This is a genomic window from Microvirga puerhi (assembly GCF_020089865.1).
GTDB lineage: Bacteria > Pseudomonadota > Alphaproteobacteria > Rhizobiales > Beijerinckiaceae > Microvirga > Microvirga puerhi.
Window position 1 is genome coordinate 63,056 of the sequence record NZ_JAIRBM010000002.1, and the last position, 16,921, is coordinate 79,976.

Genomic DNA, 16,921 nt, shown 5'->3' on the forward strand with positions numbered 1-16,921 from the left:
CTCATGGCAGTAGCCCAGGCCGCACCTGCCTCGCGTCGGCGGTTTCGATCCTTCGAACTCGTTCTCGGCGTCATCCTGACCGGCGGCATGACGCTCGCGGTCCTCTTCTCCGGTTTCCTGTTCCCGGACGGCGGCGAGAGCATGGATCTGATGGCGCGGCTTCTGCCGCCCTTCGAGAATCCGGCGCATCTCCTTGGAACCGATCCACTGGGGCGCGATGTGCTGGCGCGCGTCATCGTCGGCGGACGGATCTCGCTGACCGTCGGCGTGCTCTCCGTCATGGGAGCCGTCGTGCTGGGAACGCTCGTCGGTCTCGTGGCGGGCTATTATCGCGGCATCGCCGAGATCGTGCTGATGCGCTTCGCGGACATCCAGCTCGCGCTGCCTTTCATCCTCATCGCGATCATGTTCCTGGCGATCCTCGGCACAGGGGTCGACAAGGTGATCTTCTTCATGATCGTCGCGCAATGGGTGCAATACGCCCGCCTCGTGCGCGGCTCCGTGCTCGCGCTTCGCGACCGGGAGTTCATTCTCTCCGCCCGTGCCATCGGCGTCGGCAATGGACGCATCATCTTCCAGCACATCCTGCCCAATGTCCTGGGCCCGATCGTTATCCTCATGACGCTCAACGTGGCGAACAACATCCTTCTCGAAAGCAGCCTGACATTCCTTGGGCTCGGCGTCGATCCGTTGATCCCGAGCTGGGGCGGCATGCTCGCCGACGGCCGCACCTATCTTCAGTCGGCCTGGTGGGTCAGCGTGTTTCCGGGTCTCGCCATCATGTTCACGGTGCTCGGCCTCAACCTCCTCGGTGACTGGCTGCGCGACTATCTCGATCCCACAGGACAAGCCACGAAATGACCATTCTGCTCGACGAACGGGTGCCGCGGACTCTCGATGCTCTTGTGGCCGAATGGTCCGCGCAGGACAGGCGCGGGGCGCTGCTCGATGTCTGGGTGTTCGAGGACGAAGCGGCGCGGCGCGATGCTGAGACTCGTCTCGCCGAGGCCGGCGTGACCGCGCGTTTCCGCAGCGCCTACAAGCCTTTGGTGCATGCGTTTCTCGAGGAGATCGAAACGGCGGGCCTCCAGCGTGTGGAGGTGAAATATCCGGTTCATCCGCAGGCAGACAAAATCCGGTTTCTGTCGGAGGCCTATCCCCTGGCGGCCATGCTCGACGGCATCGAGACCGTCTTTACGCCCGGCGATGATACGCTGGCCTACCAGGTCGTCGCCACATATCGCGACGGCCGTACGGTCGAGCACGAAGTTTTCGCGCCGAACCGTCTTCGTCCCAATCACTTGGACCTCGTCGATCTGTGCCCGACCGGCTGGATCAAGGCATCGGGCTGCCCGGGCCGACCGGACATTGACGAGGCCGTGGAAACCGAGATCGAGACGGTTTTCCTCAAAGTCATGCAGGCCGTTGCAGCTCATGCCTGGCCGGCGGAAGAGCCCTATGCCGAAAGCCTCGTCATCGACGTGGGCATTGGAGGAATTGAGCGCTCCCTCGGCTATGACGACGAGGTCATGAGCACGCGCGAGGCGCTACACGAGGATTTTTACTTTTCCCTGCTTGAGTTCTTCAAGCACAAGTCGGGACGACCGCCGGAAGATCGCAGCGTGCAGCCTGGCCAGATCGTGCCGGACATCAGGGCAGGCGAGGGCGACGCCCGTGTGCGTGTCTCGCTGCAGGCGTTCGCGCGCCCGCAGGATCCAGAGCGGCGCGAGCAGGTGCTTGAGACGGCTGACTCGGCTCCGGGGCTGCCGCAGATCTACCGCGAACTGGCAAGCCTTCCAGGCGAGACCTTCGAGGGGATTTCTCGGGAAGGGCGGCCGGTGCGCGGCGTCTATCGGGCAGGATCGCGCCCGGCCGTGCTGGTCTCTGCCGGACAACATGCCAACGAAACCTCGGCGCCTGTCGGTGCATTGCGGGCCGCGCGGCGTCTTCTCGCCGATCCGGAGGCCAATCTCGCGCTGATCGCGGTGGAGAATCCGGACGGTTATGCGCTCCACGGCCGTCTTTGCATGGCCAATCCGCGCCATATGCATCACGCGGCGCGCTATACCTCCCTCGGCAGCGACGTGGAGTTCGATCGTGGCAATCCGACTTACGAGATCGGTGCCCGACTGCAGGCGCTGGAGCTGTCGGGCGCGCAGCTTCACGTCAATCTCCACGGCTATCCGGCGCATGAGTGGACGCGGCCGTTCACTGGCTATCTGCCGCGCGGATTCGAGCTCTGGGCGATCCCGAAGGGCTTCTTCCTGATCATGCGCCATCATCCGTCCTGGAGCGAGACCGCGCGCGCGCTCATCGAGGCGGTGACGAAGCAGCTTCAGGCCATCCCGGGACTGCCCGAGTTCAATCGGCGCCAGATCGAGATCTGTGTGATCCATTCCGGCGGAAAGCCCTACGAGATCATCAACGACATCCCCTGCCTCATCACCGCCGAGGAACGTCATCCGACCCCGTTGACGCTCATCACAGAATTCCCGGACGAGACGATCTACGGCGATCCCTACCGCTTCGCTCATACGGTACAGATGACGACCGTCCTGGCTGCGGAGGAGGCGTTCGCTGCGCTAATGGCGCAGACCGTCTGATCGCGGCGTTATGTGCGGCATTTTGGTCGGAACAGGCTGATTGACCCTCCGTTAGAGATTGAAAAGGCCGGACGCCACCGTCGCTCCGGCCCGCACCTCGCGGAGACGGATCATGGCCGGCCTTTCCTGGAAGCAGCGCGAGAGCGATGCAACGCTCGAAGAAACCATCCGAGCCGTCAGGTCGAGCGCTGAACCTTTGCCGCATCTGGAGGATATCGAGGCCTTCGGGGCCATGTTCGACCGCTTCGCAGACGCGAAAGTGGTGCTTCTCGGCGAGGCAACGCATGGCACTTCGGAATTCTACCGGGCCCGCGCGGCCATCACGCGTCGGCTGATCGAACGCCATGGCTTCACCATCGTTGCCGTCGAGGCGGACTGGCCGGATGCTGCCCGCATCGACGCTTATGCGCGGCACCGCCACGTTCCTCAAGGCGACGATGCCGCATTTCAGCGCTTTCCTTCCTGGATGTGGCGCAACGAGGAGGTGGCCGATTTCGTCAATTGGCTGCGTGACCACAACAGGGACGCGCCGGAGCAGGAACGTGCCGAATTCCGCGGTCTCGACGTCTACAGCCTCAACAATTCGATCGGGGCCGTTCTCGATTATCTCGATAAGGTCGATCCAGAAGCTGCGAAGGAGGCGAGGGCGCGCTATGGCTGCCTCAGCCCCTGGCAGTCGGATCCGGCACGTTATGGCCGCGCAGTTCTCAAGGGACAGAAAAAGCCTTGCGATCAGGTGCTCCTCACGCAGCTTCAGGACATGCTCGACAAAAGGCTGGAGTACCTCAAGGCCGATGGGGGCGAGGCTTTCTTCGACGCCGTGCAGAACGCCAAGATCGTGCATGCGGCGGAGCACTATTACCGGATCATGTACGAGGGTGCGACGGAGTCCTGGAACCTGCGCGACCGGCACATGTTCGATACACTCCAGAACCTGCTCGACCGGCGTGGGACGAAGGCGAGGGCGGTTGTCTGGGCGCACAATTCCCATATCGGTAACGCGGCCGCGACGGCCATGGGCTGGCAGGGCGAGTTCAACATCGGCGAACTCTGCCGGACGGCCTATCGGGACGAGGCGGTGCTGATCGGCTTCGGGACGGATCGCGGCACGGTCGCGGCGGCGAGCGACTGGGATGCCGCCATGGAGATCATGGATGTGCGTCCGGCGCGGTCCGACAGCCATGAGCGAATCTTCCGCGACGCCGGTCTTGGCCGCTTCCTAACCGATTGGCGCGGGAATGACCGCTTGAGCCTGCGCGAGGCCCTCTCACGGCCGCGCCTGGAGCGCGCGATCGGCGTGATCTACCGGCCGGAAACCGAGCTCTACAGCCATTATTTCGAGGCGATCCTGCCCGAGCAGTTCGATGCCCTCGTCTGGTTCGAGGAAACCAAGGCCGTCACGCCGCTCACGGCGGCCCATGGAGAAGGAATGCCCGAAACTTATCCGTTCGGGCTTTGAGGAATTCGCTGTCATTCCGGGATGGTCCAAAGGGCCAGGCCCGGAACCCATAATCGTGAGCTTTACAGAACGGGGATCATGGCAGCCGCTGCGCCTTATCCCATGGCGACTGTGTCTATGGGTTCCGGGCCCGGCCCAGAGGGCCGTCCCGGAATGACGGGCACCCGGCGACCTTGCCCGCCTTGCCCCGGCAGGCCGCCCCTGCTAACTGACCTGCAACTCCCCGAACACGATCATATTCAGCAGGTTTTTCCGTGTCCCGTCAGTTCATCTACCACATGCGTGGGCTTACCAAGACCTTCTCGAGCGGCAAGAAGGTTCTGGATAACGTTCACCTGTCCTTTTACCCCGACGCGAAGATCGGCGTTCTCGGCGTCAATGGTGCCGGTAAGTCGACCCTCCTTCGCATCATGGCCGGCATCGATACCGATTTTTCTGGCGAGGGCTGGGTGGCTGAGGGTGCCCGGGTCGGCTATCTGGCTCAGGAACCGCAGCTCGATCCCACCAAGAACGTCCGCGAGAACGTGATGGAGGGCGTCGCCGCCAAGAAGGCGATCCTCGACCGCTACAACGAACTCGCCATGAATTACTCCGAGGAGACGGCGGATGAGATGACCCGCCTCCAGGACGAGATCGAGGCCAAAGGCCTCTGGGATCTCGATTCCCAGGTCGACCAGGCGATGGACGCCCTGCGCTGCCCGCCGGACGATTGGGCCGTGGACAAGCTCTCGGGCGGCGAGCGTCGCCGCGTGGCTCTTTGCCGCCTCCTGCTGGAACAGCCGGAACTCCTGCTCCTCGACGAGCCGACCAACCATCTCGATGCCGAGACGACCGCCTGGCTCGAAGGCCACCTGCGGACCTATCCCGGTGCGATCCTGATCGTCACCCACGACCGCTACTTCCTCGACAACGTGACCGGCTGGATTCTCGAGCTCGACCGCGGCCGCGGCATTCCGTACGAAGGCAATTACTCCTCCTGGCTTGAGCAGAAGCAGAAGCGCCTCGCTCAGGAGGGCCGTGAGGAGGAGGCGCGCCAGCGCACCATCGAGCGCGAGCGCGAATGGGTCTCCGCCTCGCCGAAGGCTCGCCAGGCCAAGTCGAAGGCCCGTATCCAGCGCTACGAGGACCTCGTCGCCAAGGCATCCGAGAAGGGCCCGACCACGGCGCAGATCATCATCCCCATCGCCGAGCGCCTGGGCAACAATGTCATCGAGTTCGACGGTCTGAAGAAGGCCTTTGGCGACAAGCTCCTCATCGACGGCCTTTCGTTCAAGCTGCCGCCAGGCGGCATCGTCGGCGTCATCGGCCCGAACGGTGCCGGTAAGACGACTCTGTTCCGCATGATCACCGGCCAGGAGCAGCCGGATGAAGGCACGATCGAGGTCGGCGAGAGCGTCAAGCTCGGCTATGTGGACCAGAGCCGCGATACGCTCGATGCCAACAAGACCCTCTACGAGGAAATTTCAGGTGGCAACGAGGTGCTCTATCTCGGCAAGCGCGAGATTAATGCCCGTGCCTATTGCGGCGCATTCAACTTCAAGGGCTCGGACCAGCAGAAGAAGGTCGGCGTGCTCTCCGGTGGTGAACGCAACCGCGTGCACCTCGCCAAGATCCTGAAGTCCGGCGCCAATGTGCTGCTCCTCGACGAGCCGACCAACGACCTCGATGTGGACACCCTGCGGGCGCTCGAAGAGGCGCTGGAGGATTATGCCGGCTGCGCCGTCATCATCAGCCACGATCGCTGGTTCCTCGACCGCATCGCGACGCATATCCTCGCCTTCGAGGGCGACAGCCACGTGGAATGGTTCGAGGGCAACTTCGCCGATTACGAGGAGGACAAGAAGCGTCGCCTCGGCGTGGATTCCACCATTCCGCACCGGATCAAGTACAAGAAGTTCGCACGGTAATTGTCGTGGGAACCTACCTGATCACGGGAATCGGACGCGGGATCGGGCGAGCTCTCGCCCGCGTCCTTCTCACTCGAGGGGATCGGGTAATCGGCACTGTGCGGGACCGAGCGCAGTTGCCGGCGGATTGGCAGGGGTTTCAGGAGACCGGGCATCTCAAGATTGTCAGGCTCGATATCCTCGACGAGAAATCGATTGCGGACGCTGCGCGTTCCGTGGACGAAGCGATCGATGTTCTCGTCAACAATTCGGGCGTTATCGGGCCGAAACGTCAATCCACGCTCGACATGGACTTCGATGGTTTCCTCGATACGCTGAAGGTCAATACGCTTGGGCCTCTCCACATCGTCCAGGCATTCCTGCCACATTTGCGCAAGGCAGAGCATCCAAAGATTCTGACGATCAGCAGCCGCATGGGTTCCATGGCCTATGCCAAGTCCGACCGCATCGCCTATCGCGCCTCGAAAGCCGCCGTGAACAAGGTGGTACAGGGCCTATCAACGGATTTGGCACCTGAAGGGATGATTGTCGTCTCCGTTCATCCAGGCTGGGTCCGCACGGATATGGGAGGCACCGGCGCAGACATTTCCGTCGAGCAGAGTGCAGCCGGCATCGTTGCTTTGAGCGATCGCCTTTCCGCTTCCGACAGCGGTCGCTTTTTCGATTGGCAGGGCGAAGAATTGCCTTTCTGACGATGGGCCGAAGGCTGAGTGAACCTCTTTTCACGAAGCCGGGTTGGGTTCCCGCCTGAAACGGTGTAAGACCCTTGAGGCACGAGAACTCTTTTGAAGATGTCGCCGTGCCCGCTGATGAGATGAATGCCTCCCACGCCGTTGCCTCGCCTGAAGAAGCCGTCGAGAAGCTGACGCTGCTTTATGACGATGCCATCGAGGCGCAGCGCCATGCCCTGGAGCATTTTTTCGCCACCAAAACGCCTCCCAGTCCGGAAGAGAGGGCGCGCTTTCGCTATCCGGAGCTGCGGGTGGTCTACAAGGCGACCTCTCTCCCGCCGGTCAAGCAGCGCGCCTATGCGAAGCTGCAGGGTCCGGGCTCCTATGCCACGACCGTTACGCAGCCGGCCTTTTTCCGGAACTATCTTCTGGAGCAGCTGAGACATCTCGTCCGCGACTATGGCGTGACACTCAAGGTCGGTGTGAGCCGCCAGGAAATCCCATATCCTTACGTGTTCGAGCGTGGCGATGAACTCGGTCGCGGCGCGCATTCCGCTGCGGAACTTGCGCAGTTCTTTCCGACGCCGCTCCTGGCGACGGTCGGCGATGAAATCGCCGATGGAACATGGGAGTTCCGCGAGAACGCGCCACGTCCGCTCTCGCTCTTCGACGCGTCGCGCACGGATTATTCCCTGCGCCGCCTCGTTCACTATACCGGCAGCGACTGGCGGGCCGTGCAGCCCTGGATTCTCCTGACGAACTACCATCGCTACGTGGATCAATTCGTGCGCTGGGCGGTGAGCGAACTCGCCAATCCCGACAGCCCGTTCGAGAAGCTCATCCTGCCGGGGGGCGTCACCATCGAGAGCGGGTTGCCGGAGGATACGGTCGCGGAGCTAATCGGCTCTTCACCCTGGCATCGATTCCAGATGCCGTCTTACCACCTGACCCGCCGTGACGGTCACGGCGTCACCCTGGTGAATATCGGTGTCGGACCCTCGAATGCGAAGAACATCACCGATCACCTGGCCGTCCTGCGCCCCCATTGCTGGCTCATGGTCGGCCATTGCGGCGGCCTGCGCCAGTCGCAGTCCATCGGGGATTACGTGCTCGCCCACGGCTATTTGCGCCGCGACCGCATTCTCGACAATGCGGTCCCGCCGGAAATTCCGATACCGGCGCTTGCCGAGGTACAGGTCGCGCTTCAGGACGCGGCCGGCAGGGTGACGGGGGAGCGGGGCGAGGAACTCAAGCGCCGCCTGCGCACCGGAACGGTCGTGACCTACGACGACCGGAACTGGGAGCTGCGGTGGAGCCAGGAGCGGCGCCCGATCAACCTGTCGCGCGCCATCGCGGTCGACATGGAAAGCGGGACCATCGCGGCCCAAGGGTATCGGCTGCGCGTTCCCTACGGCACGCTTCTCTGCGTCTCCGACAAGCCCCTGCACGGCGAGATCAAGCTGCCCGGAGCCGCGAACGCCTTCTACGAGCGTGCCGTCGGTGAGCATCTGATGATCGGCCTTGCGGCCCTCGATATCCTCCGCGACCAACGCACCTCCCTCCATTCACGAAAACTGCGCAGCTTCGACGAGCCTCCCTTCCGCTGATTCTATTTCGGAAGAGATCTCTCCCGAAGCTAAACGTCTGTCAGGCAGGTTCGCCGCGTCGGAGCCAGGACTGGGGCCCGGCTCAGGATGCCGTGCCGCTCGCTCAACCGTCTAAAATGACGCTCATCCTCGCCGCAAGGGGGATCGCGCGGAGGTGCAGCTTGCATGCCCTTGGGGCGCGCCGTCGTTCGCCAAGAGCTTGACCGTAGGCGCCATGAAGGTTTTAACTTGTCTCCACGCTCAAAGAAGATATAAATATATCTTTATATGTGAGAGCGAGTTTTGAGCCGTGCCGGACGCCGCATCCCCATCGCTGGATCTGACCCTGGCCATCCTTCGGGCTGCGGCAGAGGAGACGCGCCTGCGGATCCTCGCGTTGCTGACGGAAGGTGAGCTGTCGGTTTCAGACTTCACGGACATCCTGGGACAGTCGCAGCCGCGGATCTCCCGCCATCTCAAGCTTCTGGTGGAGGCGGGGCTCGTCGAGCGTCATCGGGAGGGCGCGTGGGCATTCTTCCGCCTGACGGATCGGAGCGATGCCTCCCGGATCATCCGGCCGATGCTCGACGGTCTCAACCGCTCGGACCCTCTTCTCCTGGATGACCGCACGCGCCTTGAGGCAGTGCGGAGCCAGCGCTCGCATGCCGCCCAGGCCTTCTTCTCACGGCTCGCTCCCGAATGGGACCGGATCCGGTCCCTGCACGCTCCCGAATCCACGGTGGAGGCGGCGGTGCTCGACGTGCTCGGCGATAAGCCGATCCGCAACCTCGTCGATCTCGGCACGGGAACGGGTCGGATGCTGCAGCTCCTTGCCCCACGGGCGCTGCGCACCGTTGGGCTCGATGCAAGCCATGCCATGCTTTCCGTGGCTCGGGCCAATCTGGAAAAGGCCGGTCTGCGCGGCATCGAGCTGCGGCAGGGCGACATCTATGCCCCGCCGTTCCCGCGCGACACGTTCGACCTCGTGGTCATTCACCAGGTTCTGCACTACCTCGATGATCCTGCCCGTGCGATCCGCGAGGCGTCGCGGCTCGTGGCCCCGGGCGGGCGAATTCTGGTGGTCGATTTCGCTGCGCATAACCTTGAGTTTCTGCGCGAGACCCAGGCCCATCGACGGCTCGGCTTCACGCCCGAGCAGGTTGCCGATTGGCTCGACGAGGCTGGGCTCGACTGTACCCTCAACCGACAGATTGCCCCGTCCAAGAAGGGCGACGAGCAACTGATCGTTTCCCTTTGGCTGGGCCAGGATCGTCGCGTCGCGACCGATTGGCCGCTTACCGCACATGACAGAGAGGTCGCCTGATGTTGCCGCTCGCGCATCGCCCAAGCCGTCAGGCTTCCTGCCCGATCAAGGTTTCCTTCGAGTTCTTTCCCCCGAAGACCGAGGAGATGGAAGCGACTCTCTGGGCGTCGATCGAGCGGCTGGCACCTCTCGATCCGCATTTCGTGTCAGTGACGTACGGCGCGGGCGGTTCGACCCGCGAGCGGACCCATGCCACCGTGGCGCGCCTGGTGCGGGAGACGCATCTCAAGCCGGCAGCCCATCTTACCTGTGTCGCCGCGACGAAGGCCGAAGTCGACAACGTCGTGCAGTCCTACTGGGACGCAGGCGTCCGCCATGTGGTCGCGCTGCGTGGCGATCCGGTCGGCGGGCTCGGCACAGCGTACGCGCCGCATCAGGAAGGCTATCAGCGGACATGTGACCTTGTCGCCGGTATCAAGGCCATCGGCGATTTTGAAGTGTCCGTGTCCGCCTATCCGGAGAAGCATCCGGAGGCCGCGTCCCTGGAGGCGGATATCGACGTGCTGCAGGAGAAGGTGGATTGTGGCGCGGATCGCGCCATCACCCAGTTCTTTTTCGACAACGACGTCTATTTCCGCTATCTCGATCGCGTGCGGGCGCGTGGCATCGATATCCCGATCATCCCCGGCATCGTGCCGGTGCAGAACTTCAAGCAGACCGCGAATTTCGCCAGGAAGACCGGCGCAAGCATTCCTGAATGGCTGGCGGCACGCTTCGAGGGTCTGGATAACGATGTCGAGACGCGCAAGCTCATTGCGGCTGCGGTCGCAGCTGAACAGGTGATCGATCTCGTCGACCGCGGCGTCAACGAGTTTCACTTCTACACCATGAACCGCGCGGATCTCGTTTACGCGATCTGCCGTCTTCTGGGCCTGCGCAGCCAGGCCGAGAGGGTGGCCGCCTGATCGAATTTGCGCCCGGCCTTCAGGCCAGGCTTTTGATAGTTCTGCCGAAAGGCGGAAGGCCCCAGCGAGTTTGCAGGGCGGACGAAAGATGAGACGATGACGACTGATGTTTCCTGTCCCGCCAATGGCGCTGAAGTTGCCCGGGCGCTTCGCGAGATCGCATCTCGGCGCATTCTCGTGCTCGACGGCGCCATGGGAACGGAGTTGCAGCGCTCGCGGTTCTCGGAGGAAGATTTCAGAGGTACGCGCTTCAAGGATTGGAAGCAGGACGTCAGGGGCAACAACGATCTTCTGATCCTGACCCAGCCCGATGCCGTTCGGCAGGTGCATCTCGATTATTTCCGGGCCGGTGCCGACATCGTCGAAACCAACACATTCTCGGGCACCTCGATCGCGCAGGCCGATTACGGCATGGAAGAGCTCGTCTACGAGCTGAACTTCCATGGATCGCGTCTGGCGCGCGAAGCGGCGCTTCAAGCGCAGAAGGAAGATAGGCGCCGTCGGTTCGTCGCAGGCGCGATCGGGCCGACCAACCGCACGCTGTCGATCTCGCCGGATGTGAACAATCCCGGCTACCGTGCGGTCACGTTCGATCAGGTTCGCGATGCCTACGCGGAGCAGGTGAGGGGACTCGTCGACGGCGGGTCCGAAATCATTCTTATCGAGACCATCTTCGACACGCTCAACGCCAAGGCCGCCATCGTCGCCACGCATCAGGTCTTTGCAGAACGTGGTGTAAAACTCCCGGTCATGATCTCCGGCACCATCACGGACCTGTCCGGACGCACGCTCTCCGGCCAGACGCCGACCGCCTTTTGGCATTCGGTGCGCCATGCGGAGCCGTTTTCCATCGGGCTCAACTGCGCGCTGGGCGCACGCGAGATGCGGGCGCATATCCAGGAGATCGGTAAGGTTGCCGATACCCTCGTCTGCGCCTATCCCAATGCCGGACTGCCGAATGAATTCGGCCTCTATGACGAACGTCCTGAAGCGACCGCCGGCATGCTGGCGGAGTTCGCCGATGCGGGTCTCGTCAACGTGGTCGGCGGCTGCTGCGGCACGACGCCGGACCACATCCGCGCGATCGCGGAAGCCGTCGCCGGCAAGGCGCCGCGGCAGGTGCCCGTCGTGAAGCCGATGATGCGGCTCGCCGGACTTGAGCCCTTTGTGCTGACGCCCGACATTCCTTTCGTGAACGTGGGCGAGCGCACGAACGTCACCGGCTCGGCCAAGTTCCGCAAGCTCGTCACCAACGGCGACTACGCGGCTGCTCTCGATGTGGCGCGCGATCAGGTCGCCAACGGTGCGCAGGTCATCGACATCAATATGGATGAAGGACTTCTCGATTCCGAGAAGGCGATGGTGGAGTTCCTCAACCTCGTGGCGGCGGAGCCCGACATTGCCCGTGTACCGGTGATGGTTGATTCCTCCAAGTTCCACGTGATCGTGTCCGGCCTGAAATGCATTCAGGGCAAAGCCATCGTGAACTCCATTTCGATGAAGGAGGGCGTTGAATCCTTCATCGAGCACGCGCGGATCTGCCGTTCCTACGGCGCAGCTGTCGTCGTCATGGCCTTCGACGAACAGGGACAGGCGGACACGCTGGAGCGCAAGGTCGAGATCTGCACGCGGGCCTACAAGATCCTCACCGAGGACGTCGGCTTTCCACCGGAAGACATCATTTTCGATCCGAACGTCTTTGCGGTGGCCACCGGCATCGAGGAGCATAACGGCTATGGCGTTGCCTTCATTGAGGCGACCCGCATCATCCGAGAGACGCTGCCGCACGCCCATATTTCGGGTGGCGTCTCGAACCTGTCCTTCTCTTTCCGCGGCAACGAACCTGTCCGCGAGGCGATGCATTCCGTGTTCCTGTACCACGCCATCAAGGTCGGCATGGACATGGGCATCGTGAATGCGGGCCAGCTCGCCGTCTACGACGAGATCGATCCGGAGCTGCGTGAGCTCTGCGAGGACGTCGTTCTCAATCGCGGGCTCGATGCCACGGAGCGGCTGCTCGAAGCGGCCCCCAAGTTCAAGGGGGATGGCAGCGGCGCCGTCAAGGCTGCCGATCTCGAATGGCGATCCTGGCCCGTCGAGAAACGTCTCGAGCATGCGCTCGTCAACGGCATCACGGAGTTCATCGATCAGGACACGGAGGAGGCGCGCCAGCGAGCAGCACGTCCGCTTCACGTTATCGAAGGGCCGTTGATGGCCGGCATGAACGTGGTCGGCGATCTGTTCGGGGCGGGCAAGATGTTCCTGCCGCAGGTCGTGAAATCTGCCCGCGTGATGAAGCAGGCTGTCGCCTATCTCATGCCCTTCATGGAAGCAGAGAAGGAAAACGGCGAAGGCACCGTGCGTTCCGCTGCGGGCAAGATCCTGATGGCGACCGTGAAGGGCGACGTGCACGACATCGGCAAGAACATCGTCGGCGTGGTCCTCGCCTGCAACAACTACGAGGTGATCGACCTCGGTGTGATGGTGTCGGCTCAGAAGATCCTGGATACGGCGCGCAAGGAGAAGGTGGATATCATCGGCCTCTCGGGCCTCATTACACCCTCCCTCGACGAAATGGTCCATGTGGCCAGCGAGATGGAACGTGAAGGCTTCGAGATCCCGCTTCTCATCGGTGGTGCGACGACGAGCCGGGTGCATACGGCGGTGAAGATTCACCCCAATTATCAAAAAGGGCAGGCGGTTTATGTGACGGATGCGAGCCGCGCTGTCGGTGTGGTCTCGTCGCTTCTCTCGCCCGAAGCGAAGAACGACTACATCGACACCCTGCAAGCGGAATATCGCAGGGTCGCCGACGCGCATAAGCGCTCCGAGGCCGACAAGCAGCGGCTTTCCCTTGAAAAGGCCCGTGCGAATGCGCTGAAGATCGACTGGGCATCATACCAGCCGCCCAAGCCCACCTTTACCGGCGCACGCGTGTTCCGCAGCTACGATGTCGGCGAGCTTGTTCCTTACATCGATTGGACGCCGTTCTTCCAGACCTGGGAGCTCAAGGGACGGTTCCCGGCCATTCTGGACGATCCCGAGCAGGGTGCCGCCGCGCGGCAACTCTACGAGGATGCGCAGGCCATGCTGAAGCAGCTGGTCGAGGAGCGCTGGTTCAACCCGAAGGCAGTCATCGGTTTCTGGCCGGCAAATGCGGTCGGCGACGACATTAGGCTCTATACCGGAGAAAGCCGCCAGGAGACACTTGCAACGTTCCATGGGTTGCGCCAGCAGCTCTCGAAGCGGGACGGCAAGCCGAACCTCTGCTTGTCCGACTTCATCGCCCCGAGCGAGAGCGGAAAGGCCGATTATGTCGGCTGCTTCGTCGTCACCTCCGGAATCGAGGAGGTCCGCATCGCCGAGCGTTTCGAGCGTGCAAATGACGATTACCGCTCGATCCTCGTGAAGGCACTTGCCGATCGCCTGGCCGAGGCTTTCGCGGAGCGCATGCATCAGCGGGTGCGCAAGGAGTTCTGGGCCTATGCGGCAGACGAGACGCTGACGAACGAGGATCTGATCCGCGAGGATTACCGCGGCATTCGCCCGGCGCCCGGCTACCCGGCACAGCCTGATCATACGGAAAAGGACACGCTCTTCAGGCTGCTCGGCGCGGAGCGGAGCATCGGTGTGGTGCTGACGGAATCCTATGCCATGTGGCCCGGCTCCTCCGTATCCGGTCTCTATCTTGCTCATCCGGACGCCTATTATTTCGGCGTCGCCAAGGTGGAGCGCGATCAGGTCGAGGATTATGCGTTGCGCAAAGGCATGAGCATTCAGGAGGTTGAGCGCTGGCTCTCGCCGATCCTCAACTACGATCCAGCATCTTACAATGTGATGGCGGCAGAGTAGAGGATCTGCCGCCCCTTCTGGAGTGGTGTTGGACAGAGCGGGGCTTGGCACATAAGCTGTCGCTATGACGAACCTCGCAGGCGACGTTTTCATTCTGACAGGCCCACCAGGGTCGGGAAAAACGACGACGGCACAGCTCCTTGCTGGTAGCACCGGGTCGCCCAAGGTACACCTTCATTCCGATGATTTCTGGCATTTCATCAAGAATGGAGCAGTTGCCCCCTATCTGCCCGAAGCTCATCAACAGAACGGCGTGGTCATCGACGTCCTTGCGAGAGCCGCTGAGCGTTACGCTAAGGGCGGTTATTTCGTCATTGTGGATGGCATCATCGGACCCTGGTTCTTGCCGGCGTTCAAGGCGCTGACAGTGCCGCTCCACTACATCGCTCTCCGCCCTTCGCTCGAAACGGCGATCAGGCGTTGTCGCGAGCGAGGTGGCGAGACGCTGACTGATCCCGGATACATTGCGGAACTCCATCGACAATTCTCTTCGCTTGGAGAGCTTGAGCGGCATGTTCTCAAAACCGATGGGAACGATCGGCAGCAAACTCTCAGTGCGGTGATCGAGGCCTTGGAGAGCGGGGCGTTTCGCTTGTCGAGCTGAGCCATGCGCTGACTGCCTTGAGGCGATTACAGCGGCTTGGCATCACCATTAGCGCGATCTCACTCCCGTCGCAGCGCTTCGATCGGGTCCAGTCTGGCTGCGCGCTGGGCGGGATAGAAGCCGAAGAATATGCCGACCAGAGCGGAGAAGCCTACGGCAATCAAGATCGCTTCGGAGGAGACGAGAGACGGCCAGCCGGCGAGCCGCGCGACGGCATAAGCGGTCGCCGCACCGAGGCCGATTCCGAGGATTCCGCCGATCGTCGACAGGGTCGTGGCTTCGATGAGAAACTGGCTGAGAATGTCCCGCGGTCGCGCGCCCACCGCCAGACGCAGGCCGATCTCGCGGGTGCGTTCGGTGACCGAGACGAGCATGATGTTCATGATGCCGATCCCGCCGACCAGCAGCGAGACAGCGGCGACGGCGGCGAGAAGCATCGACAGCGTGTTGGCGGAAGCCGCGGCCGTATTGGCAATTTCCGTCAGGTTGCGGATCGAGAAGTCGTCCTCCTGATCGCCGATGATGCGATGGCGCTGCTGAAGGAGCCGGGTCATCAGCTCGATCCCGGGATCGATATCCTCCTCGCGGTCGAACTTCACGAAGATCGATCCGACCGAGCCGTCCTTCGCATAGTTGCGGCCGATCACGCGGCGACGGCCCGCATCGAGCGGGACGAAGATCACATCGTCCTGATCCTGGCCGAAGGCCGATTGCCCTTTCGGGGCCATGACCCCGATCACGCGGAACGGGACGTTGCGCACGCGTACGGTCTGGTCGATGGGGTCATCTTCTCCAAAAAGGTTGCGCGCCACCGTTTGGCCGAGAATGACGACGATGTCACCGCGCCGAACCTCCTCCGGGTCGAAGCTTCTGCCCGAGGCGACGTCCCATTCCCGCGCCTCGAACCAGTCGTTGTCGATGCCGTAGATGCGCGTTGCCCAGTTGTTGCCGCCGGCAACGACCTGGGTGCCGCCTTGCACGAAGGGAGCCGCCGCGATGACGCCGTCGATTTCCTTCTTGATCGCCTGCGCGTCCTCGTCCGTCAGGGACGAAGCGGCGCCCGCACCAAGGCGTGCGCCGCCCTGCGTGACGTTGCCGGGCGTAACGATGGCGAGGTTCGCGCCGAGGGACCGGATTTGCCGATCGACGAGATTGCGGGCGCCCGAGCCGATGGCCACCATGGCGATGACGGCCGCGACGCCAATCACGATGCCGAGCATGGTCAGCAGGCTGCGCAGGGCATTCGCCATGATGGCCGAGAGGGCGGAACGGATGGCCTCGATCAGCCTCATGCGTTCACCTTCTCGCGCACCGCTTCGGCGGGCGTTTGGCGCACATCCTCGACGACCCGACCGTCCTTGAATCGGACTAGGCGTCGCGCATGACGCCCCACATCGGCATCATGCGTCACGAGCACGATGGTGACGCCCTCGCGGTTCAATTCCTGGAATAGCGCCAGGATTTCCTCCGCTGTGCGGCTGTCGAGGGCGCCGGTTGGCTCGTCGGCCAGGAGGAGGCTCGGACGATTGACGAGCGCTCTCGCGATGGCAACGCGCTGTTGCTGTCCGCCGGAGAGCTGCATGGGGCGGTGGTGCGCACGCTCGGCAAGACCGACGCGCTTGAGCGCACTCAAAGCACGTTCGTGGCGAGCACGGCGATCGACGCCCGCATAGACCATTGGAAGTTCCACGTTGCCGATGGCGTCGACGCGCGGAAGCAGGTTGAACTGCTGGAAGACAAATCCGATCTCGCGGTTGCGCATTCGTGCAAGGCCATCGGCATCGAGCGCTTCGACCGCGTTGCCTGCAAGCCGGTAGTGCCCCTCCGTCGGCTTGTCGAGACAGCCGATGAGATTCATGAAGGTCGACTTGCCGGATCCTGACGGACCCATGACGGCTACGAAGTCGCCCTTCTCCACGTCAAGGTCAACATGATCCAGCGCGACGACGCGCCCGCCGTCGAGATCATAGACACGTCGCAGGCCGCGGGTTTCGATCAGTGCCACGTTCT

At 62.8% G+C, this 16,921-nt stretch carries 12 protein-coding genes; 10 read left to right on the plus strand and 2 right to left on the minus strand.

The window, feature by feature from the left end; genetic code table 11:
* The first annotated feature begins 3 nt into the window (after positions 1–3).
* The 10 genes from K9B37_RS02645 (at position 4) to K9B37_RS02690 (ending at position 14,911) form a co-directional block, all read left to right on the plus strand.
* Positions 4–861 carry an ABC transporter permease gene (locus tag K9B37_RS02645; protein ID WP_224311256.1) on the plus strand — a complete coding sequence of 286 codons (858 nt, stop codon included), beginning with the start codon at positions 4–6 and terminating at the stop codon, positions 859–861.
* The gene (locus tag K9B37_RS02650; protein ID WP_224311257.1) at positions 858–2,603 is read left to right on the plus strand and encodes a M14 family zinc carboxypeptidase; all 1,746 of its coding nucleotides are present in this window, start codon (positions 858–860) and stop codon (positions 2,601–2,603) included. Before K9B37_RS02645 ends, K9B37_RS02650 begins: the two co-directional genes overlap by 4 nt.
* 112 nt (positions 2,604–2,715) lie before the next feature.
* The gene (locus K9B37_RS02655) at positions 2,716–4,062 is read left to right on the plus strand and encodes an erythromycin esterase family protein (RefSeq protein WP_224311258.1); all 1,347 of its coding nucleotides are present in this window, start codon (positions 2,716–2,718) and stop codon (positions 4,060–4,062) included.
* Between the two features lie 254 nt (positions 4,063–4,316).
* Positions 4,317–5,969, plus strand: coding sequence for an energy-dependent translational throttle protein EttA (ettA, locus tag K9B37_RS02660; protein ID WP_224311259.1), 1,653 nt, complete (start codon positions 4,317–4,319; stop codon positions 5,967–5,969).
* Between the two features lie 5 nt (positions 5,970–5,974).
* Positions 5,975–6,661, plus strand: a complete 687-nt coding sequence (locus K9B37_RS02665) for an SDR family oxidoreductase (RefSeq protein ID WP_224311260.1) — start codon at positions 5,975–5,977, stop codon at positions 6,659–6,661.
* Between the two features lie 107 nt (positions 6,662–6,768).
* Positions 6,769–8,247, plus strand: a complete 1,479-nt coding sequence (locus tag K9B37_RS02670) for an AMP nucleosidase (RefSeq protein WP_439651670.1) — start codon at positions 6,769–6,771, stop codon at positions 8,245–8,247.
* A 289-nt stretch (positions 8,248–8,536) separates the two neighbouring features.
* Positions 8,537–9,550, plus strand: a complete 1,014-nt coding sequence (locus tag K9B37_RS02675) for an ArsR/SmtB family transcription factor (protein WP_224311261.1) — start codon at positions 8,537–8,539, stop codon at positions 9,548–9,550.
* Positions 9,550–10,455, plus strand: a complete 906-nt coding sequence (metF, locus tag K9B37_RS02680) for a methylenetetrahydrofolate reductase [NAD(P)H] (RefSeq protein WP_224311262.1) — start codon at positions 9,550–9,552, stop codon at positions 10,453–10,455. The genes K9B37_RS02675 and metF overlap by 1 nt, the downstream gene beginning before the upstream one ends.
* A gap of 96 nt (positions 10,456–10,551) precedes the next feature.
* A complete protein-coding gene (gene metH / locus K9B37_RS02685) occupies positions 10,552–14,307 on the plus strand; it encodes a methionine synthase (RefSeq protein ID WP_224311263.1) in 3,756 nt (1,251 codons plus the stop codon).
* 64 nt (positions 14,308–14,371) lie between these two features.
* Positions 14,372–14,911 (plus strand): ATP-binding protein, encoded by a 540-nt coding sequence (locus K9B37_RS02690; RefSeq protein WP_224311264.1) that lies wholly within the window; start codon positions 14,372–14,374, stop codon positions 14,909–14,911.
* Between the two features lie 59 nt (positions 14,912–14,970).
* On the opposite strand, the gene K9B37_RS02695 is transcribed toward K9B37_RS02690, so the two are convergent.
* Positions 14,971–16,203 carry an ABC transporter permease gene (locus K9B37_RS02695; protein WP_224311265.1) on the minus strand — a complete coding sequence of 411 codons (1,233 nt, stop codon included), beginning with the start codon at positions 16,201–16,203 and terminating at the stop codon, positions 14,971–14,973.
* Positions 16,200–16,916: an ABC transporter ATP-binding protein gene (locus K9B37_RS02700; RefSeq protein WP_224311266.1), complete on the minus strand. Its 717-nt coding sequence runs from the start codon at positions 16,914–16,916 to the stop codon at positions 16,200–16,202. The genes K9B37_RS02695 and K9B37_RS02700 overlap by 4 nt, the downstream gene beginning before the upstream one ends.
* Positions 16,917–16,921 lie beyond the last annotated feature (5 nt).

Excerpts from the sequence above, each read along its gene's own strand:
- K9B37_RS02695 (WP_224311265.1), bottom strand. The coding sequence starts at position 16,203 with ATGAGGCTGATCGAGGCCATCCGTTCCGCCCTCTCGGCCATCATGGCG.
- K9B37_RS02645 (WP_224311256.1), top strand. The coding sequence starts at position 4 with ATGGCAGTAGCCCAGGCCGCACCTGCCTCGCGTCGGCGGTTTCGATCC.
- metF (WP_224311262.1), top strand. The coding sequence starts at position 9,550 with ATGTTGCCGCTCGCGCATCGCCCAAGCCGTCAGGCTTCCTGCCCGATC.
- K9B37_RS02690 (WP_224311264.1), top strand. The coding sequence starts at position 14,372 with ATGACGAACCTCGCAGGCGACGTTTTCATTCTGACAGGCCCACCAGGG.
- metH (WP_224311263.1), top strand. The coding sequence starts at position 10,552 with ATGACGACTGATGTTTCCTGTCCCGCCAATGGCGCTGAAGTTGCCCGG.
- K9B37_RS02655 (WP_224311258.1), top strand. The coding sequence starts at position 2,716 with ATGGCCGGCCTTTCCTGGAAGCAGCGCGAGAGCGATGCAACGCTCGAA.
- K9B37_RS02650 (WP_224311257.1), top strand. The coding sequence starts at position 858 with ATGACCATTCTGCTCGACGAACGGGTGCCGCGGACTCTCGATGCTCTT.